Source organism: Pseudomonas sp. NPDC087029 (genome assembly GCF_044745345.1).
GTDB lineage: Bacteria > Pseudomonadota > Gammaproteobacteria > Pseudomonadales > Pseudomonadaceae > Aquipseudomonas > Aquipseudomonas faucium.
Map to the genome: position 1 here is coordinate 1 of NZ_JBIVAB010000016.1, position 22,595 is coordinate 22,595.

Consider the following 22,595-nt stretch of genomic DNA (forward strand, 5'->3'; position numbering starts at 1 on the left):
GCGTCGTACAAACAAGGCTGGCAACCATGGCCTATCAGGCATAGGCACGTTGCAACAAATGTAGGAGCGGATTTATCCGCGATGCGCCGCGCGGGCGGCGCGCGATCTCAATAACGCTACTCCCCCAACGCCAGGCACCTTAACGGCGGTAGTAGTGATGATCGGCTTCATAGCGATGGCGCATGGCGCGCTCATGCTGGCGCTGCCAATCGCGGCGCCGTTCATAGTCGCGCCGTGCCTGCTCGCGGCGCCATTGCTCGCGGCGCCAGTTTTCCCGGCGCCAGTCGTCGCGGTCGTGCCGGCGGCCGTCGTGCCAGTAACGGTCGTCATGGGCCAGCAAGGTCGCCGGCTGCTCCACCGCCATGCTGGCCAGGTTCGGCCAGGGGTTCTCGGCAGCCTTCACGGCAACGGCCTCGGTGGCCCGCGCAGGGGCCGAAACGTTCATCGGTGTTGCAGATGCCGAGCCCATTGCCGCGAACGCGAACAGGCCAACCAGCACTATCCGTGGGACATGGATTTTCATGAGCGAAGACAACCTCTGCTGACTATGGGGCGTTAGGCCAAGGGCCTGTTCACATAGACCAGCAAAGCGGAAAAAGTTCTAGAAAACCGTAACTTAAATGCTCGCCCCGGCATCACCCGCTGCTGGCCCGATGCAGTCATCGGCGGCCAGGGGCGTTATACTCCGCGCCCTTATCCAGGCCCCGGAGCGCTCATGCGGCAGGTTCTTCTCATCGTCGATGTCCAGTCCACCTTCAGCCCGCCCGAATGGCTGGTCGATGGCATCCGGGCGTTGTCGGCGACCATTCCGACCATCGCCTCGATCGAGCTGCACGACGAACAGGCCACGCCCTTCCAGAAACAGCTCGGCTGGCACCCCGCGGCCCAGGACGAGAGCCTGGTCGAAGCCGACAGGGTGTTCGTCAAGCACGGCTACGGGCAGACCGCAGAAACCCTCGAACACCTGCGCCAGCTGGGCGCGCAGCGGGTCCTGGTGTGTGGCCTGCAGACCGAAACCTGCGTGCTGGCCGCAGGCTTTGCCCTGTTCGATGCGGGGTTGATGCCGACCCTGATCACCGACCTTACTGTCGGCTCGTCGTTGGACAGCTCGGGGAAAATGGGCATCGAGCTGTGGAAGCACCACTTCGGCAACGTCACCACCCGCGCCGAGATCCTTGCCGAACTGCAAGGCTGACGATCAGGCGGCATGAATGCTGCCCGCCTCGATATGCCGCCCCAGCTTGAGCGCCTGCTCCTGCAGCACGCGCATCAGCTGCAGCGCCGCCTGCGACGGCGGCTCGAAGCGTGAGTGGACGAAGCTGATGTCGAAATGAATGTCCTCGGCCAAAGGCACCACCGCCAGGCCGCTGTCCTGGGCCACGAACTCGTCGATCAGGGTAACGCCCATGCCTTGCTTGACCAGCGCCACGGCTTCGTTGGCATTGGTGAACGACAGCAGCGACTCGAGCTGCAGCCCTTGGCGCGCGATCGCCTCGGCCAGCAGCTGGCCGAACGGCATGTCCGGGCGAAACAGCAGCAGGGCATGGCCCTGCAACTGGTGCAGGCTTAGCGTGGGCTGCTGCGCGAGCACATGCTCAGGGGGCATCACCGCCACCATGCGCCCGCGCATGAAGGGCTGCGAATGCAGGTGATCGTGAACCACCGGCAGGGCGGCGATCGCCAGGTCGACCTTCTTCGACAGGATCTGGTTGGGCATCTCGCCCATCAGCGTGGTCTGCCACTCGATCTGCAGCGCGGGCGACTCGCGCTTGAGCTGCGCCAGGCCCATGGGGATCACCACCGTCGACAACGAAGCGCTGCAGCACAGGCGCAGCTTGCGGTGGCTGCCGGCTGCCAGTGACAGGGCGCATTCATTGACCTGCAGCGCTGCCTGGTACACCCGCTCGACCTCGCGAAACAGCACCTGCGCTTCCTCGGTGGGGACCAGGCGGTTGTTGATGCGCTCGAACAGGCGGTAGCTCAGCCGCCCCTCGATGTAGCCGATCAACTTGCTCACCGCCGGCTGCGAGACATACAGCAGCTTGGCGGCGGCGCTGATCGAGCCGGTCAGCATGACCGCGCGAAACACTTCCATGTGCCGCAATTTGAACAGCATCGTGCTGGCGTCGGCGCCTGCTTTGCCGGGCTGCATGGGTATTACCTCCGGTTATGGTCCTGGCCATCTGTGTATGAGCGTAATGCACGCCCCCGCAGTATCGTGAGCCCAGGTAAATCGCCTGGACGGCGAACGATAACAAGATCTGCAGGCAAGCGCAGCGACGCTTGAAGGAGGCGCCCTTGAACATCTTTGATGAACCGAAGATCGATTGCCATAACCATTTGTTTGACCCTGCACGCTTTCCCTACCACCCGGATGCGCCCTATGCACCTACTGGCCAGGAGGTGGCGCCGCTCGAGCAGTTCAACCAGGTGATGGACGCTTACGGCGTGCGCCACGCCTTGCTGGTGGGGCCCAACAGCGGCTACCACACCGACAACCGCTGCCTTCTCCATGCGCTGGCCAGCGGGGCGGGGCGCTTCAAGGGCGTGGCGGTGGTCGATCGCCACATCAGCCTGGAGCAACTGGCCGCGCTGCGTGAGCAAGGGGTGGTGGGCGTGGCGTTCAACCCGGCGATGCATGGTCTTTCCAGGTTGCAGGAGGCCGAGCCGTTGCTGGCCAGGCTGGCCGAACTGGGCCTGTTCGCGCAGATCCAGGTCTGCGATGACCAGCTGGTCGACTTGCAGGGCCTGATCACCCGCAGCCCGGTGCGCGTGCTGATCGACCACTGCGGGCGCCCGAACGCCGCCGCCGGCGTGCAGCAGGCGGGCTTTCAGGCCTTGCTCGGGCTGGCCCGGCTTGGCCGGGTCTACGTGAAACTCTCCGGCATGCAGAAGTTCGCCGCCGCCCATGCCCTGCACGCGCAGAGCAGCGCCTACGTGCAGGCGCTGCTCGTTGCCTTCGGCGCCGAGGCCTGTGTGTGGGGTTCGGACTGGCCGTTCATCCGCCAACCTGTGCGGGTCGACTACGGCCCGCTGCTGAAGCTGGCCGAGCGCCTGATGCCCGACGATCGGTTACGCCGCAAAGTCCTGTGGGACACGCCCAGGCGCCTGTTCGGCTTCGCCTGACCTGCGCGCATTTGCCATTCCAATAACAACAGAGCATTTGTCATGACTGTCGAACAGCACCTTGGCCAAGGCGTGCTAGACACGCCCGCACGCCTGCAACAAAGGACCCGCACCCGCTTCATGATCCTGGCGTTGATCTCCGGCGGCACCATGATCAACTACCTGGACCGCAGCGTGATGGGCATCGCAGCCCCCAGCATCAGCGCCGACCTGGGTTTGAACGCGGCGTTGATGGGGGTGATCTTCTCGGCGTTCTCCTGGACCTACGCCGCCGCGCAGATACCCGGCGGCATCCTCATTGACCGCCTCGGCACCAAGTTCACCTACTGGCTGGCGCTGACCCTGTGGTCGTTGTTCACCGGCCTGCAAGGCCTGGCCCAGGGCTTCTTGTCGCTGCTGGGCATGCGCTTTCTGGTGGGCGTGACCGAAGCGCCGTGCTTCCCCACCAACAGCCGCGTGGTGGCGACCTGGTTCCCGCAGAGCGAGCGGGCCCGGGCCACGGGCATCTACACCTTTGCCGAGTACACGGGCCTGGCGTTTCTCACGCCCTTGCTGTTTTGGCTGCTGCACGCCTACGGCTGGCGCTTTCTGCTGATGGCGGTGGGCCTTCTGGGGGTGCTGTATGGCCTTGTGTGGTGGCGCAAGTACCACGAGCCGCATCAATCCACCTCTGCCAACCGCGCCGAGCTCGACTACATCGCCGCCGGCGGTGGGGTGGTCGATGGCGGGCAGAAGGCCACGGTGTTTCGCTGGTCGCAGATCCCGGCGCTGCTCAGGCACCGCAACATGCTGGGCATCTGCCTGGGGCAGTTCGCCTGCAACTCGACCAACGTGTTCTTCCTGACCTGGTTCCCCACCTACCTGGTCACCGAGCGGCACATGCCCTGGCTCAAGGTCGGCTGGGTCGCGGTACTGCCTTTCATCGCCGCGTCCCTGGGTACCCTGGCCGGCGGCTGGCTGTCGGACGCCTTGCTGCGCCGTGGCTACTCGCTGAACCTGGCGCGCAAGCTGCCGGTGATCGCCGGCCTGCTGAGCGCTTCGGTGATCGTGCTGGCCAACTACGTGCAGTCCGATGCCTGGGTGATCGCCATCCTCTGTGTCGCCTATTTTGCCCAGGGCATGTCGGCGCTGGCCTGGATGATCGTTTCCGATATCGCCCCCAAGGGGCTGCTGGGCCTCAGTGGCGGGCTGTTCAACCTGTTCGCCAACGCCGCCGGCATCGTCACCCCGCTGACCATCGGCCTGATCGTCAGCGCCACGGGCTCGTTCGTCTGGGCCCTGGCCTTCGTGGCCACCATCACGGCGCTGGGTGCGCTGTGCTACCTGTTCATGGTGCGCGACCTGCGTCGCCTGCCGGATCTCCCCTGTGTCGAAAATGGAGCAAGACAATGAGCCAAACCCTGCAAGGGCAAACTGCAATCGTCACCGGCGGCATGCGCGGCATCGGCCTGGCCATCGCCCAGCGGCTGCACAGCGCAGGCGCCCAGGTGGTGATCTGGGACCTCGCGGTCGATGGCTGGGACAGCACCGCCAATGGCTTTGAGCCGGTGCTGCGCCAGGCGCTGGACGTGGCCTCGCTGGCCTCGGTGCAGGCGGCGTTCGCCCAGGTGCTGGAGCGCCTGGGGCAGGTCGAGATCCTGGTCAACAATGCCGGCATCAACGGCCCGGTGCTGCCGTGCTGGGAGTACCCGCCTGAGGCCTGGGACAAGGTCATTGCCGTTGACCTTAACAGCGTCTTCTATTGCTGCCGCACAGCAATCGCACACATGCGCGAGCGCGGTTTCGGGCGCATCGTCAACATCGCTTCGATGGCGGGCAAGGACGGGGTGCAGTACATCTCGGGATACTCCGCGGCCAAGGCCGGGGTCATCGCCTTCACCAAGGCGGCAGCCAAGGAGCTGGCGCAGGACGGCGTGCTGCTCAACTGCATCGCCCCGGCCATGGTCGAAACCCCGCTGATGGCCGAGATGACCGCAGAGCACATCGCCGCCAGCAAGGCCAAGATCCCCATGGGGCGGTTTCTCAAGGCCGAAGAGATCGCCAACATGGTGGCCTGGGTCGCCGGGCCGGAATGCAGCTTCACCACCGGCTTTGTGTTCGACCTCAGTGGCGGCAGGGCGACCTATTGAGAACCCTGGCGGTAGCGCACCTGACGGCCTTGGACCTGGCCCCCGCGGCGCTGGTGCGCGAGGCCGGCCGGGCAGGCTTTGGCGCCGTCGGGCTGCGCCTGCACCCGGTACAACCGGGGGCGCAGGCTTACTCGCTGGTGCCGGGCAGCCAGGCGCTGGGGGAGCTCAAACGGGTGATGGCGGGCGAGGGCGTGCGGGTTGCCGATATCGAATTCGTTGCGCTGACACCCGAGGTGCGGGTTGCCGAGCTCCACGCCTTGCTCGCCGCAGGTGCCGAGCTTGGCGCGCAGAGCCTCACGGTGTCCGGGGACGACCCGGATGATGCGCGGCTGACCCAGCATTTCGCGGCGTTGTGCGAGCTGGCCCGTGGCTACGGGCTGCGTGTGGACCTCGAGTTCATGCGCTGGCGGCCGGTGAGCACGCTGCAGCACGCGGCGGGCGTGGTAACTGCAGCCGGGCAGGGCAACGCCGGTGTGTTGCTCGATGCCTTGCACCTGTTTCGTTCAGGGGGTGGGGTGGCGGACATTGCCCAGGTGCCTGCGGGTTACCTGCGCAGCGTGCAACTGTGCGATGCGCCGTGGCAGGCGCCGGTGGATGCGCAGATCATCGAGGAGGCCCGGGAGGGGCGGTTGTTGCCGGGGCACGGGCAACTGCCATTGGCCGCGTTGCTGGCGGCGTTGCCAGCGCAGGTGCAGATCAGTGTCGAAACGCCCTCGCGGGGGCGTGCTGATCACCAGCGCCTGCGCCAGGCACATGATGCCACCTGTGCCTGGCTGTTTGATCGCGCCCTTAAGGATTGACCTGGTAGCCACGCCCCTGCAGGCAGCCGCTGTTGGCACTGGCGTATGCCGAGCTCTGTGCCTGGCCCTGGTCGCGCCGGTCCTGGCGGCGCTCCTGGCGCTGGCGCGCGCCGCCGACCACGGCCCCGGCGGCGGCCACTTCGCCGGCGCGGTTCTGGCGATACTGCTGCTTGGCATCGTCGCTGGCGCGATCGTAGATCGCTTCGTGCTGGTTGCCGCGCACCTGCGCACCTACAGCGCCCGCCGCAGCGCCCGCGGCCGCGCCTTTGACCCGGCCACCGACATGCGGGCTGGTGCTGCCGCCGGCACTGTTGGCGGCATTGCTGGCCACGGTGTTGCAATCATTGATATCGAGCTGCATCTGCTGGCTGCTCTGGCCCTTGAGCGGTACCACCGACTGGGCCTGGACTGCCGGCGCTGCCAAAAGCAGCACCAGCAGGTAACGCCACGAGCGCGCATGCATGGCACACCTCCACTGGATAGAAACCGCATCACTCAGAATAGTTGGGTCACGGGGTAGCTGCCGAACGCAGCGGCACCTCGCGCAGCAGCCAGGACAGCGCGAACGCCACGCTGGTAACAACCGCTGCCACCAGGAACACCCCATGCATCGCCCCGGAAAACGCCTGCAGGTAGGCCTGCTGCAGCGGCGCGGCCAGTGCGTGCACGGCCGTGGGCGACAGGCTCGCGGGGCCGCCGGGGGTGGCGGCGAAATCGCTGGACAGGCTGTTGAGCAGCGAATGGGAGAACAGCGCGCCGAACACCGACACGCCGACCGAGCCGCCAATCGAGCGGAACAGCGTCGCGCCCGAGGTGGCCACGCCCATGTGGCGCCGTTCCACGCTGTTCTGCACCGCCAGGATCAGCACCTGCATGACCATGCCCAGGCCTGCGCCCAACAGGCCCATGTACAGGTTCAACAGCAGCTTTGGCGTGTCCAGCTCGAGCCGGCTCAACAGCCCCAGGGCAATCACCTGCAGCAAGGTGCCGACGATCGGGAAGATCCGGTAGCGCCCCCAGCGGCTGATCAGCCGCCCGGTAATGGCCGACACCACCAGCAGGCCGCCCATCAACGGCAGCATCTGCAAGCCGGCGCTGGTTGGCGTGGCGCCCTTGACCACCTGCATGTACAGCGGCAGGAAGGTCACCGAACCGAACAGCGACACCCCGACGATCAGGCCGATCAGCCCGGCCAGCACGAAGGTGCGGTGGCGGAACAGGTGCAGCGGCATGATCGGCTCGGCGGCGCGGCGTTGCTCGAAGATGAAGCCGACCAGGCCGATGACCGCGAACAGCGCCAGGCACAGGATGTCCAGCGACGCCCAGGGCACCAGGCTGCCGCCAAGGCTGGTGATCAGCACCAGCGAGCCCAGGGTCACGGTGAGGAAGAACGCGCCGATGTAGTCCACCACGTGCTTGACCGGCGCCACATGCGGGCGGAACACGCCGCCGATGACCAGCACCGCCAGCAGGCCCAGCGGCAGGTTGATGAAGAAGATCCAGTGCCACGACAGGTGCTCGACCAGAAAACCGCCAATCAGCGGCCCGACCACGGTCGCCAGGCCGAACACGCCGCCGAACAGGCCCTGGTAGCGGCCCCGCTCGGCAGGCGGGATGACATCGCCGATGGCGGCCATCGCCACCACCATCAGGCCGCCACCGCCCAGCCCTTGCAAGGCGCGGAACAGGATCAGCTGGGTCATGTCCTGGGCCAGGCCGCACAGGGCCGAGCCGAGCAGGAACAGGGCAATGGCGATCTGCAGCACGCGCTTGCGCCCATACAGGTCGCCGAACTTGCCATAAAGCGGCACCACCACGGTCGAGGCCAGCAGGTAGGCGGTGACCACCCAGGACAGCCAGCGCAGGCCGCCCAGGTCGCTGACGATGGTCGGCAGGGCGGTGGAGACGATGGTCTGGTCGAGGGCGGCGAGGAACATCACCAGCATCAAGGCGCCGAGCAGCCAGGGGAGGGAGGCCTTGGGCGCGTCGGCGGCGAGGGGTGGCATCTCGGATTGGGAGGCGGGTGCGTTCATGTTCACTGGGCCTCGCCCTGGGCGTACTGGCGCCCGGTGGCCTCAAGGCCCGCCAGCGCGAAGTGGTACAGGTGGTCGCTCACCTCGTCGGCCGGCATGCCGAGAATCTCGTGCAGGGCGCTGGAGGTGCCGCGCGGGCCGATCAGCAGCATCGCCCAGGGCGCCGTGACGCAGAGGATGCAGCGGGTCAGCGCGGGCGCCTGCAGCGGGATGGCGGTGATCTCGCTGAACAGGCCCTTGAGCAGTGCCAGCTTCAGCGGCGTGCCGGCCTGCAGGTGGGCCTGGCCATGCGGGCTGGGCGCCAGCACCTCGGCGGCCAGCACGCGCAGGTGCCAGTTGTTGCGCACCTGGGTGGCCTTGCTGACCACCAGCTCGATCAGCTCGCGCAGCCGTTGCGTTGCCGGCTGCTGGCCAAGGGTGATGCGCTGCAGGTCGGCGATGTCCAGGAAGCGCCGGCGGGCCTCATCGAGCACCGCCAGGTAAAGGCCGTTGCGGCTGCCGAAGTGGTAGTTGATCGACGCCAGGTCGACCTCGGCCTTGGCCGCCACCGCCTTGTTGCTGGCTTCGGCGTAGCCGACGGCGGCGAACAGTTCACCGGCCGCCTGCAGGATGCGGGCACGGGTGGCTTCGCCATCCTTGCGGGGTTCACGCTGGGTAATCGCCATGGTCTGGTTTCCTTGTAGGGATGTGCCGAGCCTGGGTCAGATTTAACTTAAATTCAATTTAAATTTAGTGATGACGACGAAAGGCACCCGCGCACGGCAAAGCCGACCGGATGGCGCCCGCCACTAGGGCCAGAGGCTTCACCTATGGTATACAAGCGGTTACCGCTACCATCATCGTCCGCCACCTGGAGGCGTCGACGCATGGCTGGTGATGTTCATGCCTTGCTGCCCTGATTGAGAAACGGAGATTCGCCGATGACCGCCACCGACCGTCTGAGCCTGCTGCAATTCGAGCACCTGGGCCTGGACGATGTTGCCGCTGCCGAATTCAAGATCGCGCTCAAAGCATTGCGCGACCTGGCGCTGGAAGACCGCTACGAACACCACGCCGCCCTGCACCTGGGCGACATCGCTGACGCCGAAGACCGCCAGCAACTGGAAGAGGCCCGCAACTGGGGCATCGGCTTCCTGCAAGGGGTGACCTGTGCCAAGGGCCTCTCCCAGGCCCAGACCGACGGCCTGCGCCGGGTCTTCCAGACGGCGGCCGAACGCACCCTGGCACGCATCCGCAGCTGATCCGCGCTTCGCCCGCACGGCGAGGGCAGGGTATCGATGATCAGGTCGATGCCCTGGCCTCGCCGTTTTGCCATCTCCGCCCGCAATTCGTGTTCCTTCCCTGCACAAGTACATTTTCCTACTAGGCTTGCACCTGTCAGCGTGCAGGAAGGCCTGGAATGACTGCTTGTTACAAGACTGTCCTCAGGGAAACCACATGAGCATGAACGGGCCCGGCAACCTGGTCATCTGCGAATACTGCGATGCGGTGTACGCGCGTGCGCCCGTGCAGCGGCACCAGCGTGCGCTGTGCCCGCGCTGCGGCGGCGTGCTGTACCGCCATACCAGCCTCAGCGTGCAGCAGCGCCTGGCACTGAGCGTCACCGGCGCGGTGCTGCTGGTGTTCGCCAACCTCTACCCGATGATGACCATCGGCATGCAGGGGCTGACCAACTCGGCCACCCTGTGGGATTCGGTGCTGATCCTGAGCAGCGGCAGCATCACCTTCATCGCCCTGGTGATGGCCCTGGCCGTGATCTTCGCCCCCGTGCTGCAAATCGCCTTGTTGTGCTGGCTATTGAGCTTCGCCCTGGCCGGCCGCCGGGCGCCCGGGTTTGCCCTGTGCATGCGCTGCCTGGAGGGCCTGCGGCCCTGGAGCATGCTGGAAGTCTGCCTGCTGGGCGCGCTGGTGGCCGTGATCAAGCTGGCCGGCCTGCTCGATGTGATCCCCGGCATCGGCCTGATCGCCCTGGCCGCGCTGAGCATGCTCATCATCTATATCGCCGGGCGCGACATTCGCGACCTGTGGGAGCTGGTATGAGCACACCGCTGCAGGCCGAGGACCTGGGCCTGTGCCTGTGCCACGGCTGCGGCCAGGCCTGTGACCTGCGCGACGGCGCGCACACCTGCAACCGCTGCGGCGCGCCGCTGCACCCGCGCAAGAGCAACGCCATCAGCCGCGGCTGGGCCTTTCTGCTGGCGGCGCTGGTGTTCTACATCCCGGCCAACCTGCTGCCGGTCATGCACACCGAAATGCTCGGCAGCGGCAGCGACAGCACCATCGGTGGCGGGGTGCTGGAGTTCTGGGAAGCCGGCGCCTGGGACATCGCCCTGATCATCTTCATCGCCAGCATCGGCGTGCCGGCGGTGAAGTTCTTTTCCCTCGGCCTGCTGCTGTTCACCGCCCAGAGCGGCTCGCGCTGGGCGCGCCGGCAGCGCTCGCAGCTGTACCGCGCCGTGGAGCTGATCGGCTACTGGTCGATGCTCGATGTGATCGTGGTGGCGCTGGTGGCTGCCCTGGTGCAGTTGCGCGGCCTGGGCACCATCGAGCCGCGCCCGGGCATCCTGTTTTTCGGCATGGTGGTGGTGCTGACCATGTTTTCGGCAATGAGCTTCGACCCACGCTTGATCTGGGACGACCCTGGCAACGACGGAGGCGGCACCGATGGCGCAAGCGAGTGACAACCGAGAAGGCCCAGGGCAGGCGCAGATTCGTACCCGGCGCTGGAATGTATCGCTGGTGTGGATCGTGCCGATCCTGGCGATCCTGGTCGGCGCTTCGCTGGTGGTGCGCAACTGGATGCAGCAAGGGCCGGTGATCTCGATTTCGTTTCCTTCCGGCGAAGGCCTGGTGGCGCACAAGACCCAGGTCAAGTACCGCAGCGTGGTGATTGGCGAGGTGACCACGGTGGACCTGGCCGAAGACCACAAGAGCGTGCTGGTCAAGGTGCAGCTGTCCAACGATGCCAAGTCGTTCGCCACCGAAGGCGCGCGCTACTGGGTGGTGCGCCCGCGGATTGGCGCCGGGGGCATTTCCGGGGTGGATACGCTGCTGTCGGGCAGCTTCATCGGCGCCGATGCCGGTGAATCGAAGGCGCCGGCAAAAAACTTCACCGGCCTGGACCTGCCGCCGCCGATCACCTATGGCGAGAAGGGCAAGCGCTTCAAGCTCAGCGCCAGTGACCTGGGTTCGCTGGATATCGGCTCGTCGATCTACTACCGCAAGATCCCGGTGGGCGAGGTGGTGTCCTTCAATCTGCAGGAGGATGGCAAGGGCGTGGAAATCGGCGTGTTCGTGCAGGCGCCCTACGATGCCTTCGTCACCGACGACACGCGCTTCTGGAACGCCAGCGGCGTCGACATGCAGATCGGCGCCAATGGCCTGAAGGTCGATACCGAGTCGCTGTCGTCGATCCTGGTGGGCGGGCTGGCATTCGGTTCGCCCGACTTCGCCCCCGACGCCCACCCCGCCCAGGACCAGGCGCAGTTCCAGCTGTTCGCCGACCGCGAAACGGCGCTGTCGCCGCCCAACGGCCAGGCCCAGTACCTGCAGCTGCGCTTCGACCAGGCCATGCGCGGCCTGTCGGTGGGCGCGCCGGTGGAGTTCAAGGGGGTGGAATTCGGCAAGGTCACCTCGATCCAGCTCGACTACGACCCGGTCAAGCAGAGCTTCCCGGTGGTGGTCGATGCGGTGATCTACCCGCAGCGCCTGGGCCCGGTGCACCAGAAGATGCTCGGCGTGTTCAAGCAGACCCCAGGCGACATGGCCGGCGCCCGGCGCCTGATCGGCACCTTCGTCGAGCATGGCCTGCGGGCCCAGGCGCGCAGCGGCAACCTGATCACCGGGCAGATGTTCATCTCCCTGGACTTCTACCCCGATGCGCCCAAGGTCACCTTCGACATGGCGGCCGAGCCCATCGTCATCCCCACGCTGCCGGGCAGCCTGGAAAAACTCCAGGAGCAGTTGCAGCACTTCATCGCCCGTATCAGCAAGTTGCCGCTGGAGAGCATCGCCAACAACCTCGACGGCAGCCTGCGCGACCTGCGCGCCAACCTCAAGCAGTTCAATGGCCAGACCTTGCCTGGGGTGAAAACCACCCTGGACGAGATCCACAAGACCTTGCAGACCGCCAACGCGGCGATCTCCGAGGACTCGCCGCAACGCGAACGGCTAGGCGAGACGCTGGACGAGCTGGAACGCATGTCGCGCTCCTTGCGCGACCTGTCGGACTACCTGGGCCGCCACCCCGAATCGCTGATTCGTGGCCGGCCCAAGGCGGCCGGTGCAGACAACCTGAAACCTTGAGGGCGCAGGCCAGAGGAGTGCCACCCGATGCATCGAATGCGCAACCTGTGTGGGGCCGCTGTGCTCACGCTGCTGTGGGGCTGCAGCAGTACGCCGAACAACTACCACACCCTGGTGCCGGCCCAGCCGGTGAACAGCGGCGGCCAGCCGGTGCTGGTCGGCCGGGTGGTGCTGCCGCCGCAGGTGGACCGCCCGCAATTGGTGGTGCGCCAAGGTGCCAGTGGCCTGGCGATTCTGGAAACCGAGTGGTGGGGCGCCAACCTGGTCGACGAGTTCCGCAGTGCCCTGCAGGACCTACTGGGTGGCCCAGCCGCCGGTGCCAAGGCGCTGCTCAGGGTGGATGTGCAGCGCTTTGACAGCGTGCCCGGGCAATACGCCGCGCTGGACACGCTGTGGCGCCTGAAACGCCCGGGCGAGGCCGAGCTGACCTGCCGCACCGCGGTGCAGACGCCGGCCGACAACAGCATCAACAGCCTGGTCAACGCCCAGCAGGCCAACCTGCGCAAGCTCGCCGAAGCCGTGCGGGCGGCGGCGGTGCCTGGCAGAAGCAGTTGCCCGTCCCTGCAATGACCCGGTCGCTGGCCGGCTGGCGGCTCAGCGCATGTGCAGGATGATCGGGCTGCTGCTGGCGGGGTCGGTATGCCCGCGCAGCTTGCCGACGGCCTTGGCCTGCACCGCGCCGCCATGGTTGCCCCAGGTGCTGCGCACGAAGCTCAGCACCTCGGCAATCTCCTGGTCCGACAACTGCTCGCGGAAGGCCGGCATGCGGTAGGCATCCGGCAACCCCGCCGCGACGATGCGTTGCGAGCCATTGAGGGTGATGTTGATGGCCGAGGCATCTTCCTTGGCCAAGGCCGAGGTGGCGCCGGCCAGCGGCGGCATCCATTCGCGCTGGCCCTTGCCGTCCAGGCCATGGCAGGTGGCGCAGCGGGTCAGGTAGGTGTGCGCGCCGGGGTGGTCCAGGCGCTCGCCGGCGTTTGCCTGGTACTGCCAGGGCGTGCCGTCGCGCCCCGGGTCGCCCGGCAGCGACTTGAGGTAGCGGGCGATCGCCGCCAGGTCGTCATCGGCCATGAACTGGGTGGAGTTGTTGAACGCCTCGGTCATCGAACCGAACACCACCGCGTGCTGGTTACGCCCGGTCTTGAGAAACTGCACGATCTGCGCTTCGCTCCAGCGGCCCAGGCCGGTGTTGTGGTCGGTGCGCAAGCTGGGCGCGTACCAGCCGTCGAGCAAGGCGCCGGCGAGGAAGGGCGCGCCGGCTTCGTCCAGGGCCTTTTCGTTGAACGCCAGGCCACGTGGGGTATGGCAACTGCCGCAGTGGCCCGGGCCCTGGACGATGTAGGCGCCGCGGTTCCACAGCGCGTCCTGGCCCGGCTTGCCGGCGTAGGGCGTGGTGGGGGCGAACAGGCCGTTCCACAGGGCGATGGGCCAGCGCAGGTTCAACGGCCAGGGGATGTCGCTGGGGATGTTGGCCTGCTGCGCGGGCTGCACGCCGTGCATGAAGAAGGCATACAAGGCGCGCACATCGTCATCGCTGAGCTTGGCGTAGGAGGGGTAGGGCATGGCCGGGTACAGGCGCTTGCCGCCCGGCGCCACGCCATGGCGAACCGCGCGGTCGAAGTCGGCCAGGCTGTAGGCGCCGATGCCGGTGGCGCGGTCAGGGGTGACGTTGGTGGCGTGGATCGCACCCAGCGGGGTGGCCATCTGCAGCCCGCCGGCAAACGGCTTGGCGCCGGGCAGGCTGTGGCAGGCCACGCAATCGCTGAGCCTGGCCACATACTCGCCACGGCTGACCAGCGCCGGGTCGGGGCTGGCGGCCTGTTCGGCGGCAAAGGGCGAGGCGGGCTCGCGGGTCACGTACCAGGCCAGCAGGCCTGCGGCGAGCAGGCAGGGCACTGCCAGCCAGCCCAGGGTCGTTGCCAATCGGCGTTGGGTCATGGGGCCGTCCTTGTCCGGTCAGCTGAAGGTGTAGCGGCTCAGGGGCAGGCTGCGGATGCGCTGGCCGGTAAGGTGCGCCACCGCATTGGCCACCGCCGGCGCCACCGCAGGCAGCGGCGGCTCGCCGATGCCGCCCATCTTCTCGCCGCTTTCGACGATGCGTACATGCACCCGGGCCATGCGCGAAGCCGGCAGGATCGGGTACAGGTCGTAGTTGCGCGCACGCGGCTTGCCGTCCAGGTACACCGCCTCTTCGACCAGCGTCTGCGACAGGCCCAGGGCCACGGCGCCGTTGACCTGGGCTTCGATGATCGCCGGGTTGACGATGCTGCCGGGGTCGATGGCCTGCCAGATGTCGTGCACCTTGACCTGGCCCTGTTCGATCGACACCTCGGCAATCACCGCCGCCTGGGAGCCGAACGGCGAGGCCATGGCCACGCCGCGGGCGCGCTTGCTGCCGTCCTCGGCGGTGAACGGGCCGCGCTTCCAGCCACCGGACAGCTCACCGACCGCATTGAGCAGGGTGGTCAGCCGGGGGTTGTCGCGCAGCAGGTGCAGGCGCAGCTCGAAGGGGTCCTTGCCGCCCTTGTCGGCCAGCTCGTCGAGAAATGCCTCGTAGAAGAAGTCGTTCAGCGAGTTGCCGACCGAACGCCAGTAGCCGAGCATCGCCGGGCCTTTTACGTAGATCTGCGCGATGCGTTTGTTGGCAATGGCGTAGGCCTTGCCCGACAGGCCTTCGAGGGCGGTGGGGTCGATCTTTTCGCCTTGCTTGCCGGCCAGGGCTTCGGTCGGGCCCTCGGTGGCGCTCACCGCTTCCAGCGCGACGGGTAGGCCGTCGGCATCCAGGCCTGCGCGGAACTTGACCACGGCCACCGGGCGCAGCACATCACGCAGAAACTCTTCCTCGCGGCTCCATATGAGCTTCACTGGCCGGCCCACGGCCTTGGCCAGGGCGATGGCCTGCGGGTAGGGGTTGGCCGAGTCATACAGGAAGTGGCGGCCAAAGAAGCCGCCGAGCAGCGGTGAGTGCAGGGTGATCTGCGCAGGGGCCAGGCCCGTGCGCTTGGCGATGTCGTCGCGGAACATGTCCGGTGCCTGGTTCGGCAGCCACACCTCCAGCGAGCCATCGGGGTTGAAGCGCGCCAGCGCCGAGGGCGGCTCCAGCTGGGCGTGGTTGAGGTACTGGTTGTGGTAGGTGGCCTCGACCTTGGTCTTGGCATTGGCCAGCGCGCCTTGCACATCCCCTTCGTGTTCATCGTCGCGGGCCGGGCCTTGCTGGGCCGCGAGATGATCGCGCCAGGCGTCGCTGGAAAAATCCGCCGGCATGGCGCGCACCTGGCTGTCTGCGGCCGGTTCCTGCCAGTCGACCTGCAGCGCTTCGACGGCGCGCTTGGCATGCCACCAGCGTTCGGCCACCACCGCCACGGCGCCGGGTAGCTGGTGCACCGAGTGCACGCCTGGCAGGCCCTGCACCTGGTCCTGGTTGCGCACGCTGCCCACCGTCATGCCCAGGCGCGGGGCGTGCTGCACGGCGGCGTGGAGCATGCCGTCGAGCTTGATGTCGATGGTGTACAGGGCCTTGCCGGTGGACTTGTCGTAGGCGTCCACGCGCCGCACCGGCTTGCCGATCCAGCGGAACTGGCTAGGGTCGCGCAGCTTGACGCTGGCAGGGTCCGGCACCGGCAGGTCCATGGCGCGCCCGGCCAGTTCGCCGTAGGCCAGCGCCCGGCCCGAGGCGCTGTGCAGCACCTTGCCAGGTTCGGTGCTCAGCTCGCCCAGCGGCACGCCCCATTGATCGGCGGCCGCCTGCATCAGCATGGCCCGGCACAGGGCGCCGAGGCGGCGCATGGTCGGGTAGCTCATGCGCACCGACATGCTGCCGCCGGTGATGCGCATGCCGTTTTCCATCACCACGTAGGCTTCACCGGGCGGGGCGCTGTCGACCAGGAAGGTGGCCGGGTCGGCGTCCAGTTCTTCGCCGACGATCTGCGCCATGGCGGTGTAGGTGCCTTGCCCGCCCTCCATGAACGGGCACAGCAGGCGCACGCTGCTGTCCGGGCGGATTTCCAGGAACGCCGGCACCTGGGTGCCGCGTTCGGTGGCGCTGGCGGTGGCCGCCTGCACCCGGGCGCTGCCCAGGGGCAGCCCGAAGCCCAGGACCAGCGCACCGATCGCGGTGCCGGCCACGAAGCGCCGGCGCGACAGGTTGACGGCTTCGCCCACGGGCAGGTCGAGCAGACTGGCGGGGGTATCGAAGGGCACGTTCATCAGGCCTTCTCCCCTTGGGCCAGTGCGTGCACGGCGGCATGGATGGCGTTGTAGGTGCCGCAGCGGCACAGGTTGACCATCGCCGCGGCAATCTGCTCGTCGCTGGGGCTGGCGCTGTGCTTGAGCAGCGCCGTGGCCGCCATCACCTGGCCGGATTGGCAGTAGCCGCACTGGGCCACCTGGTGTTCGACCCAGGCGGCCACCACACGCTTGCCCACGGCGTCGGCCTCGATGGCTTCGATAGTGGTCACCTCGCGCCCGACCACACCTGCCACCGGGGTGACGCAGGCACGCACCACGTTGCCGTCCACCAGCACCGAACACGCGCCGCACTGGGCCAGGCCGCAGCCGTACTTGGTGCCGGTCATGCCCAGGTCGTCGCGCAGCACCCACAGCAGGGGCGTGTCGGCTTCAGCCTCGACCTGGTAGGTCTGCTGATTGATTCGAAGTTCCATGGCTCACCTGCTGATCATCGGTTGTCGTCGCCTGGGGAATACGTTGTCCCCCAATCTAGAAACGCTAGCACACAGCTGAAACCATTCGTCTGGCGGGGGCTGCAGGTTCAGAGGATCAGGCAAGCAATCCGGCGGAATGCGCAAATGGGTGGCGGCCCCATCGCCGGCAAGCCGGCTCCCACAGAGGCTGCAGCGCGCTTGAGGCCCGCAGTGCCGACAAACAGGACTTCCAGCGGAAAAACCCGGATAATGCCGGCCAAATTTCGTTTTGCACGCTCAAATCACGGTAATCCCGCATGGAAATCAAGGTCAATTTTCTCGACAACCTTCGTCTTGAAGCCAAGTTCGACGACTTCACGGTGATCGCCGACCAGCCGATCCGCTACAAGGGCGATGGCTCGGCGCCGGGGCCGTTCGACTATTTCCTTGCCTCCTCGGCGCTGTGCGCGGCGTACTTCGTCAAGCTGTACTGCCAGACCCGCGATATCCCCACCGAGAATATCCGCCTGTCGCAGAACAACATCGTCGACCCGGAGAACCGCTACAACCAGATCTTCAAGATCCAGGTCGAGCTGCCCGAAGACATCTGCGAAAAGGACCGCCAGGGCATCCTGCGCTCCATCGACCGCTGCACGGTGAAGAAGGTGGTGCAGACCGGCCCCGAATTCATCATCGAACAGGTCGACAACCTCGACGCCGATGCCCAGGGCCTGCTGATGCCGGTGGCCGACACCAGCACCTACATCCCCGGCAAGGACCTGCCGCTGGAGCAGACCATCGCCAACATGTCCGGCATCCTCGCCGGGCTGGGCATGAAGATCGAGATCGCCTCGTGGCGCAACATCGTGCCCAACGTCTGGTCGCTGCACGTGCGCGACGCGCAGTCGCCGATGTGCTTCACCAACGGCAAGGGCTCGACCAAGGAGGCCGCGCTGGCCTCGGCGCTGGGCGAGTTCATCGAGCGGTTGAACTGCAACTTCTTCTACAACGACCAGTTCTGGGGCGAAGAGATCGCCAACGCGCCGTTCGTGCACTACCCCAACGAGCAGTGGTTCAAGCCCGGCCCCAAAGACGCGCTGCCGGCCGAGATCCTCGATGAGTACTGCCTGGAAATCTACAACCCGGACGGCGAGCTGCGCGGCTCGCACCTGTACGACACCAACTCGGGCAACACCGAGCGCGGCATCTGTTCGCTGCCGTTCGTGCGCCAATCCGATGAGCAGGTGGTGTACTTCCCGTCCAACCTGATCGAGAACCTGTTCCTCAGCAACGGCATGAGCGCCGGCAACACCCTGGCCGAAGCCCAGGTGCAGTGCCTGTCGGAAATCTTCGAGCGGGCGGTCAAGCGCGAGATCCTCGAGGGCGAGCTGGCCCTGCCGGACGTGCCGCAGCAAGTGCTGGCCAAGTACCCGGGCATCCTCGCCGGCATCCAGGGCCTGGAAGAACAGGGCTTCCCGGTGCTGGTCAAGGATGCCTCGCTGGGCGGTGAGTTCCCGGTGATGTGCGTGACCTTGATGAACCCGCGCACCGGCGGTGTGTTCGCCTCGTTCGGCGCCCACCCAAGCTTCGAGGTGGCGCTGGAGCGCAGCCTGACCGAGCTGCTGCAAGGGCGCAGCTTCGAGGGCCTGAACGACCTGCCGCAGCCGACCTTCGAAAGCCACGCGCTGACCGAGCCGAACAACTTCGTCGAGCACTTCATCGACTCCAGCGGGGTGGTGTCGTGGCGCTTCTTCAGCGCCAAGGCCGACTTCGAGTTCGTCGAGTGGGACTTCTCCGGCCACGGCGAAAACTCCAACAGCCAGGAAGCCGCGACCCTGTTCGGTATCCTCGAGAGCCTGGACAAGGAGGTGTACATGGCCGTGTACGACAACCTCGGCGCCACCGCCTGCCGCATCCTGGTGCCGGGCTATTCGGAGATCTACCCGGTCGAGGACCTGATCTGGGACAACACCAACCGCGCCCTGGGCTTCCGTGCCGACATCCTCAACCTGCACAGCCTCGACAACCGCGCCCTGCGCGCGCTGCTCAAGCGCCTGGACAACTGCGAGGTGGATGACTACACCACCATCACCACACTGATTGGCGTGGAGTTCGACGACAACACGGTCTGGGGCCAGCTCACCATCCTTGAGCTGAAGCTGCTGATTTGCCTGGCGTTGAAGCGTTTCGAAGATGCCAAGGAGCTGGTCGAGGCGTTCTTGCAGTTCAACGACAACACCGTCGAGCGCGGCCTGTTCTACCAGGCGCTGAACGTGGTGCTGGAAGTGCAGCTGGACGATGAGCTGGAAATGCAAGATTACGAGGCCAACTTCCGCCGCATGTTCGGCAACCCGCGCATGGATGCGGTGCTGGGCTCGGTGGACGGCAGCGTGCGCTTCCATGGCCTGACCCCGACCAGCATGAAGCTCGAAGGCCTGGACCGCCATCTGCGCCTGATCGAGAGCTACAAGAAGCTTCACGCTGCGCGGGCCAAGGCGGTCTGAGGCGACCTGGCCGGTCTCATCGCCGGCAAGCCGGCTCCCACCTCACCTGTAGGAGCCGGCTTGCCGCCGGTGTGTGGGAGCCGGCCGCCACAGGCAAACCCTTAGTCGGGCTAGTTCTTGCACTTGGCCATGACCACCTGGCAGGTGTTCGGCGTACCGCCCGAGCGCCCCGCATAGCGAATGCAGTTGTTCATCGACTTCTGCCTGGCAATGCTCAGCGTATTGCCCCACGCCAGCCCCCCTTCGCCCGTGGTCGGCACCGCCTTGGCAAAGCAGTTGGCGCCAGGCGCCGCCGCGTACTGGCGCGCCTTGCTGCCCTTGCTCGAACACCCGGCCGCCAGCACCAGCGCCAGGGCGAGCAGGGCATGCGCGGCCCATTGCGCGTAGGGGGGAGCGGTGCGAGCGGTCATGCCAGTGCCTCTGCCAGGGGGAGGGTTAATGCTTTCAGGATATGTCAATCAAGCCAAGCGGTGAACTTATCGGATGACTTGGCGATCCGTTGCTAAGCGCACCCCTGCGCAGGCCTGATGGAGCGGGCAACCGCGCCCACGCCATCAGTTCCGGGTCACTGACTGATAAGGAGGCGCCGTGACCGCTACCGAGCAAACCCTCTACCGATGCACGCCCAGCCCACTGCATGCGATTCTGCTGGCCGGTACGGTGCCGCTGTTCCTCGGCGCCTTGTTGAGTGACATCGCCTACTTCAAGAGCTACCAGATCCAGTGGAGCAACTTCGCCGCCTGGCTGATCGCTGGCGGGCTGGTGTTCTGCGGCCTGGCGCTGTTGTTCGCGCTGGCCAACCTGGTTCGTGCCCCGCGCAAGGCTGGCCGCCCGACGTTGTATTTTTTGCTGTTGCTGGTGACCTGGGTGCTGGGGCTGGTCAACGCCTTCGAGCACGCCAAGGATGCCTGGGCCGTGATGCCGGCGGGCCTGGTGCTGTCGCTGATCGTCACCGTGCTGGCCTGCGTCGCCGCGTGGCTGGGCATGAGCAACCTGCGTTCGGGAGGTGCGGCATGAAGCCTTTGCAGGCGTTGCCCGTGTTGAGCGTGGCGCTGTTGTTGAGCGCCTGTGGCGGTGACGGCGAGGCCACCCAGGCGCTCGGCCCGGACCCGAAATTGCCGTCCCCGGAACGCGGCCTGCTGCCGAGCATGAAGATTGCCCAGCCGGCGCAGTGGGGCGAGCACAAGCCCAGCGTGCCCGAGGGCTACAGCATCACGGCCATCGCCACCGGCCTGAAGATCCCGCGCCAGAGCCTGGTGCTGCCCAACGGCGACATCCTGGTGGCCGAGGGGCGCGGCGGCAATGCCGCGAAACTCAAGCCCAAGGACGTCATCGCCAGCCAGATCAAGGCCAAGGGCAACACCTCGGTCAAGGGCGGCAATCGCCTGACCTTGCTGCGCGATGCCGATGGCGATGGCACCTACGAGCTGCAGACCGTCTTCGCCGAAAACCTCAACGCGCCCTATGGCCTGGCCTTCGCAGGCGGCAAGTTGTACGTGGCCAACCAGGATGCGCTGGTGCGCTTCGACTACCAGGAGGGACAGACCAAGGCCAGCGGCGCGCCGACCAAGGTCACCGACCTGCCCGGCGAGATCAACCACCACTGGACCAAGTCGTTGGCCATCAGCCCCGACGGGCGCTACCTGTATGTGGGCATCGGCTCCAACAGCAACATCACCGAGCGCGGCATGGAGGCCGAGGTGGACCGGGCCATGGTCTGGCAGGTCGACGCCACCAGCGGCGCGCACCGGCCCTACGCCACCGGCCTGCGCAACCCCACGGCACTGGCGATCCAGCCGGGCAGCGGGCAACTGTGGGCGGTGGTCAACGAACGCGACGAGCTGGGCCCGGACCTGGTGCCGGACTACCTGACCTCGGTGCGCGACGGCGCCTTCTATGGCTGGCCCTACAGCTACTGGGGGCAGAACGTCGATGAGCGGGTCAAACCGCAGAACCCGGCCAAGGTGGCCGCCGCGATCAAGCCCGACTACAGCCTGGGTTCGCATGTGGCCGCGCTGGGCGTGGGCTTCTCCCTGCCGGCCATGGGCGAGCGCTTTGCCGACGGCGTGTTCGTGGGCGAGCACGGCAGTTGGAACCGGCCGAACCCGGTGGGCTACAAGGTGATCTTCGTGCCGTTCAGCAACGGCAAGCCGGCCGGTGAGCCGATCGACTTCGCCACCGGCTTCCGGGGTGAGGACGGCAAGACCCGCGGCCGGCCGGTGGGCGTCACGGTCGACCCGCGCGGGGCGTTGATCATCGCCGATGACCTGGCCAACACCGTGTGGCGGGTCACCCGCAACCGCTGAGCCTGGCGCAGGCTGCGTGGCGCAGCGATCTGCTGCCACGCAGCCTGCGGCAGATCAATGCCAGGCGCGGATCAGCGACTATGCTTGTTTGCGCGTGAACTTCTCACGCACACGACTCCGGTCTTGAACACAGGGAAGCAGGCCTATGAATTCTCTTTGCACACTCGCACGTGCCGTTGCACTTGCAAGCTTGGTCGCCACTGCCAGCATCAGCGTGCAGGCGGCGGATATTCCGATTGCCAGCGAAGCACTGGAAAGCCATGTCAAAACCGAGGTCACGGCCATCGACCAGGCCAACCGCCAGGTGACGGTCAAGGGGCCGCACGACAAGCCTGTGACCTTCCAGCTGACGGAGAAGGCCAAGGCCTTGCCCAACCTCAAGGTGGGCGACCAGGTCGACATCTATGTCACCCGCGCGGTGGCCTATGTGCTCAACACCGACGTTGGCGGGGCGACCAAGGCCAGCGAAGAGTCCGGCACCATTCGCGCCACCAAGGACAACCCGAACCCGGGCGGCGAGGCGTTCCGCCAGGTCAAGGTCACTTCGCAGATCAAGAAGATCGACCTGAAGACCCACGAAGTGAGCCTGCTGCCGCCTGAAGGCAAGTTGCAAGTGGTGAAGGTGGAAAACCCAGACCTGCAGGCACGCATGAAAAACCTCAAGGTCGGCCAGACCGTCGATGCGATCTATACCGAAGTGCTGAGGGTGGAAACCTCGCGCTAAGCGCGGCTATCCATCTGACGAATAAGCA

Annotated in this window: 23 protein-coding genes; 14 read left to right on the forward strand and 9 right to left on the reverse strand. The window is 66.5% G+C overall.

Annotation, left to right across the window (positions count from 1 at the left end; all coding sequences use genetic code 11):
- Window positions 1–139: 139 nt before the first annotated feature.
- Complete coding sequence (locus tag ACIPG5_RS21225; RefSeq protein WP_401377917.1) at window positions 140–445, reverse strand: hypothetical protein; 306 nt, start codon at window positions 443–445, stop codon at window positions 140–142.
- Window positions 446–715: 270 nt separating this feature from the next.
- On the opposite strand from ACIPG5_RS21225, the gene ACIPG5_RS21230 reads away from it, so the two are divergent.
- Entirely contained in the window at window positions 716–1,195 is a 480-nt protein-coding gene (locus ACIPG5_RS21230) for an isochorismatase family protein (protein ID WP_401377920.1), read from the forward strand.
- 3 nt (window positions 1,196–1,198) lie between these two features.
- Here ACIPG5_RS21230 and ACIPG5_RS21235 read toward each other — a convergent pair whose 3' ends face one another.
- Window positions 1,199–2,152, reverse strand: coding sequence for a LysR family transcriptional regulator (locus ACIPG5_RS21235; RefSeq protein ID WP_401377923.1), 954 nt, complete (start codon window positions 2,150–2,152; stop codon window positions 1,199–1,201).
- Window positions 2,153–2,298: 146 nt separating this feature from the next.
- On the opposite strand from ACIPG5_RS21235, the gene ACIPG5_RS21240 reads away from it, so the two are divergent.
- The 4 genes from ACIPG5_RS21240 to ACIPG5_RS21255 are packed head-to-tail and all read left to right on the forward strand — an operon-like array spanning window position 2,299 to window position 6,055.
- Window positions 2,299–3,126: an amidohydrolase family protein gene (locus ACIPG5_RS21240; protein WP_401377925.1), complete on the forward strand. Its 828-nt coding sequence runs from the start codon at window positions 2,299–2,301 to the stop codon at window positions 3,124–3,126.
- 42 nt (window positions 3,127–3,168) lie between these two features.
- Window positions 3,169–4,518 carry an MFS transporter gene (locus ACIPG5_RS21245; RefSeq protein ID WP_176516410.1) on the forward strand — a complete coding sequence of 450 codons (1,350 nt, stop codon included), beginning with the start codon at window positions 3,169–3,171 and terminating at the stop codon, window positions 4,516–4,518.
- Complete coding sequence (locus tag ACIPG5_RS21250) at window positions 4,515–5,255, forward strand: SDR family NAD(P)-dependent oxidoreductase (RefSeq protein ID WP_176516412.1); 741 nt, start codon at window positions 4,515–4,517, stop codon at window positions 5,253–5,255. The genes ACIPG5_RS21245 and ACIPG5_RS21250 overlap by 4 nt, the downstream gene beginning before the upstream one ends.
- A complete protein-coding gene (locus ACIPG5_RS21255) occupies window positions 5,252–6,055 on the forward strand; it encodes a sugar phosphate isomerase/epimerase family protein (protein ID WP_401377930.1) in 804 nt (267 codons plus the stop codon). Before ACIPG5_RS21250 ends, ACIPG5_RS21255 begins: the two co-directional genes overlap by 4 nt.
- On the opposite strand, the gene ACIPG5_RS21260 is transcribed toward ACIPG5_RS21255, so the two are convergent.
- The 3 genes from ACIPG5_RS21260 to ACIPG5_RS21270 are packed head-to-tail and all read right to left on the reverse strand — an operon-like array spanning window position 6,045 to window position 8,753.
- A complete protein-coding gene (locus ACIPG5_RS21260; RefSeq protein ID WP_176516415.1) occupies window positions 6,045–6,518 on the reverse strand; it encodes a YMGG-like glycine zipper-containing protein in 474 nt (157 codons plus the stop codon). The two genes, ACIPG5_RS21255 and ACIPG5_RS21260, sit on opposite strands and share 11 nt — an antisense overlap.
- 46 nt (window positions 6,519–6,564) lie before the next feature.
- Window positions 6,565–8,088 carry an MDR family MFS transporter gene (locus ACIPG5_RS21265; RefSeq protein ID WP_401377933.1) on the reverse strand — a complete coding sequence of 508 codons (1,524 nt, stop codon included), beginning with the start codon at window positions 8,086–8,088 and terminating at the stop codon, window positions 6,565–6,567.
- Between the two features lie 2 nt (window positions 8,089–8,090).
- Window positions 8,091–8,753 (reverse strand): TetR/AcrR family transcriptional regulator, encoded by a 663-nt coding sequence (locus tag ACIPG5_RS21270; RefSeq protein WP_401377936.1) that lies wholly within the window; start codon window positions 8,751–8,753, stop codon window positions 8,091–8,093.
- Between the two features lie 255 nt (window positions 8,754–9,008).
- Here ACIPG5_RS21270 and ACIPG5_RS21275 point away from each other — a divergent pair, with 255 nt between their 5' ends.
- The 5 genes from ACIPG5_RS21275 to ACIPG5_RS21295 all read left to right on the forward strand — a co-directional run bounded on the left by ACIPG5_RS21275 (window position 9,009) and on the right by ACIPG5_RS21295 (window position 12,963).
- Window positions 9,009–9,329, forward strand: a complete 321-nt coding sequence (locus ACIPG5_RS21275) for a hypothetical protein (RefSeq protein ID WP_176516421.1) — start codon at window positions 9,009–9,011, stop codon at window positions 9,327–9,329.
- Between the two features lie 202 nt (window positions 9,330–9,531).
- Entirely contained in the window at window positions 9,532–10,128 is a 597-nt protein-coding gene (locus tag ACIPG5_RS21280; RefSeq protein ID WP_176516463.1) for a paraquat-inducible protein A, read from the forward strand.
- Window positions 10,125–10,769, forward strand: a complete 645-nt coding sequence (locus tag ACIPG5_RS21285; protein ID WP_176516423.1) for a paraquat-inducible protein A — start codon at window positions 10,125–10,127, stop codon at window positions 10,767–10,769. The genes ACIPG5_RS21280 and ACIPG5_RS21285 overlap by 4 nt, the downstream gene beginning before the upstream one ends.
- On the forward strand, window positions 10,753–12,393 hold the full coding sequence (locus ACIPG5_RS21290) for an intermembrane transport protein PqiB (RefSeq protein ID WP_176516425.1): 1,641 nt from the start codon (window positions 10,753–10,755) through the stop codon (window positions 12,391–12,393). The genes ACIPG5_RS21285 and ACIPG5_RS21290 overlap by 17 nt, the downstream gene beginning before the upstream one ends.
- Window positions 12,394–12,420: 27 nt before the next feature.
- On the forward strand, window positions 12,421–12,963 hold the full coding sequence (locus tag ACIPG5_RS21295; protein ID WP_401377940.1) for a membrane integrity-associated transporter subunit PqiC: 543 nt from the start codon (window positions 12,421–12,423) through the stop codon (window positions 12,961–12,963).
- A 24-nt stretch (window positions 12,964–12,987) separates the two neighbouring features.
- On the opposite strand, the gene ACIPG5_RS21300 is transcribed toward ACIPG5_RS21295, so the two are convergent.
- The 3 genes from ACIPG5_RS21300 to ACIPG5_RS21310 are packed head-to-tail and all read right to left on the reverse strand — an operon-like array spanning window position 12,988 to window position 17,054.
- Complete coding sequence (locus tag ACIPG5_RS21300) at window positions 12,988–14,331, reverse strand: c-type cytochrome (RefSeq protein ID WP_401377943.1); 1,344 nt, start codon at window positions 14,329–14,331, stop codon at window positions 12,988–12,990.
- An 18-nt stretch (window positions 14,332–14,349) separates the two neighbouring features.
- On the reverse strand, window positions 14,350–16,599 hold the full coding sequence (locus ACIPG5_RS21305) for a molybdopterin cofactor-binding domain-containing protein (protein ID WP_401377946.1): 2,250 nt from the start codon (window positions 16,597–16,599) through the stop codon (window positions 14,350–14,352).
- Complete coding sequence (locus ACIPG5_RS21310; RefSeq protein WP_176516433.1) at window positions 16,599–17,054, reverse strand: (2Fe-2S)-binding protein; 456 nt, start codon at window positions 17,052–17,054, stop codon at window positions 16,599–16,601. Before ACIPG5_RS21310 ends, ACIPG5_RS21305 begins: the two co-directional genes overlap by 1 nt.
- A 296-nt stretch (window positions 17,055–17,350) precedes the next feature.
- On the opposite strand from ACIPG5_RS21310, the gene ACIPG5_RS21315 reads away from it, so the two are divergent.
- Window positions 17,351–19,537, forward strand: coding sequence for an OsmC domain/YcaO domain-containing protein (locus ACIPG5_RS21315; RefSeq protein ID WP_401377950.1), 2,187 nt, complete (start codon window positions 17,351–17,353; stop codon window positions 19,535–19,537).
- A 110-nt stretch (window positions 19,538–19,647) separates the two neighbouring features.
- Here the strand turns inward: ACIPG5_RS21315 and ACIPG5_RS21320 are convergent, their stop codons facing one another.
- The gene (locus tag ACIPG5_RS21320; protein WP_401377953.1) at window positions 19,648–19,947 is read right to left on the reverse strand and encodes a hypothetical protein; all 300 of its coding nucleotides are present in this window, start codon (window positions 19,945–19,947) and stop codon (window positions 19,648–19,650) included.
- Window positions 19,948–20,125: 178 nt separating this feature from the next.
- On the opposite strand from ACIPG5_RS21320, the gene ACIPG5_RS21325 reads away from it, so the two are divergent.
- From ACIPG5_RS21325 to ACIPG5_RS21335, 3 genes are all read left to right on the forward strand, one after another.
- Window positions 20,126–20,554 (forward strand): DUF2231 domain-containing protein, encoded by a 429-nt coding sequence (locus tag ACIPG5_RS21325; protein ID WP_401377956.1) that lies wholly within the window; start codon window positions 20,126–20,128, stop codon window positions 20,552–20,554.
- A complete protein-coding gene (locus ACIPG5_RS21330) occupies window positions 20,551–21,843 on the forward strand; it encodes a PQQ-dependent sugar dehydrogenase (protein ID WP_401377959.1) in 1,293 nt (430 codons plus the stop codon). The genes ACIPG5_RS21325 and ACIPG5_RS21330 overlap by 4 nt, the downstream gene beginning before the upstream one ends.
- A gap of 145 nt (window positions 21,844–21,988) precedes the next feature.
- Window positions 21,989–22,567, forward strand: coding sequence for a hypothetical protein (locus ACIPG5_RS21335; protein ID WP_176516443.1), 579 nt, complete (start codon window positions 21,989–21,991; stop codon window positions 22,565–22,567).
- Window positions 22,568–22,595 lie beyond the last annotated feature (28 nt).

Excerpts from the sequence above, each read along its gene's own strand:
- ACIPG5_RS21225 (WP_401377917.1), bottom strand. The coding sequence starts at position 445 with ATGAACGTTTCGGCCCCTGCGCGGGCCACCGAGGCCGTTGCCGTGAAG.
- ACIPG5_RS21230 (WP_401377920.1), top strand. The coding sequence starts at position 716 with ATGCGGCAGGTTCTTCTCATCGTCGATGTCCAGTCCACCTTCAGCCCG.
- ACIPG5_RS21235 (WP_401377923.1), bottom strand. The coding sequence starts at position 2,152 with ATGCAGCCCGGCAAAGCAGGCGCCGACGCCAGCACGATGCTGTTCAAA.
- ACIPG5_RS21245 (WP_176516410.1), top strand. The coding sequence starts at position 3,169 with ATGACTGTCGAACAGCACCTTGGCCAAGGCGTGCTAGACACGCCCGCA.
- ACIPG5_RS21250 (WP_176516412.1), top strand. The coding sequence starts at position 4,515 with ATGAGCCAAACCCTGCAAGGGCAAACTGCAATCGTCACCGGCGGCATG.
- ACIPG5_RS21260 (WP_176516415.1), bottom strand. The coding sequence starts at position 6,518 with ATGCATGCGCGCTCGTGGCGTTACCTGCTGGTGCTGCTTTTGGCAGCG.
- ACIPG5_RS21265 (WP_401377933.1), bottom strand. The coding sequence starts at position 8,088 with ATGAACGCACCCGCCTCCCAATCCGAGATGCCACCCCTCGCCGCCGAC.
- ACIPG5_RS21270 (WP_401377936.1), bottom strand. The coding sequence starts at position 8,753 with ATGGCGATTACCCAGCGTGAACCCCGCAAGGATGGCGAAGCCACCCGT.
- ACIPG5_RS21275 (WP_176516421.1), top strand. The coding sequence starts at position 9,009 with ATGACCGCCACCGACCGTCTGAGCCTGCTGCAATTCGAGCACCTGGGC.
- ACIPG5_RS21280 (WP_176516463.1), top strand. The coding sequence starts at position 9,532 with ATGAACGGGCCCGGCAACCTGGTCATCTGCGAATACTGCGATGCGGTG.
- ACIPG5_RS21285 (WP_176516423.1), top strand. The coding sequence starts at position 10,125 with ATGAGCACACCGCTGCAGGCCGAGGACCTGGGCCTGTGCCTGTGCCAC.
- ACIPG5_RS21290 (WP_176516425.1), top strand. The coding sequence starts at position 10,753 with ATGGCGCAAGCGAGTGACAACCGAGAAGGCCCAGGGCAGGCGCAGATT.
- ACIPG5_RS21295 (WP_401377940.1), top strand. The coding sequence starts at position 12,421 with ATGCATCGAATGCGCAACCTGTGTGGGGCCGCTGTGCTCACGCTGCTG.
- ACIPG5_RS21300 (WP_401377943.1), bottom strand. The coding sequence starts at position 14,331 with ATGACCCAACGCCGATTGGCAACGACCCTGGGCTGGCTGGCAGTGCCC.
- ACIPG5_RS21305 (WP_401377946.1), bottom strand. The coding sequence starts at position 16,599 with ATGAACGTGCCCTTCGATACCCCCGCCAGTCTGCTCGACCTGCCCGTG.
- ACIPG5_RS21310 (WP_176516433.1), bottom strand. The coding sequence starts at position 17,054 with ATGGAACTTCGAATCAATCAGCAGACCTACCAGGTCGAGGCTGAAGCC.
- ACIPG5_RS21315 (WP_401377950.1), top strand. The coding sequence starts at position 17,351 with ATGGAAATCAAGGTCAATTTTCTCGACAACCTTCGTCTTGAAGCCAAG.
- ACIPG5_RS21320 (WP_401377953.1), bottom strand. The coding sequence starts at position 19,947 with ATGACCGCTCGCACCGCTCCCCCCTACGCGCAATGGGCCGCGCATGCC.
- ACIPG5_RS21330 (WP_401377959.1), top strand. The coding sequence starts at position 20,551 with ATGAAGCCTTTGCAGGCGTTGCCCGTGTTGAGCGTGGCGCTGTTGTTG.
- ACIPG5_RS21335 (WP_176516443.1), top strand. The coding sequence starts at position 21,989 with ATGAATTCTCTTTGCACACTCGCACGTGCCGTTGCACTTGCAAGCTTG.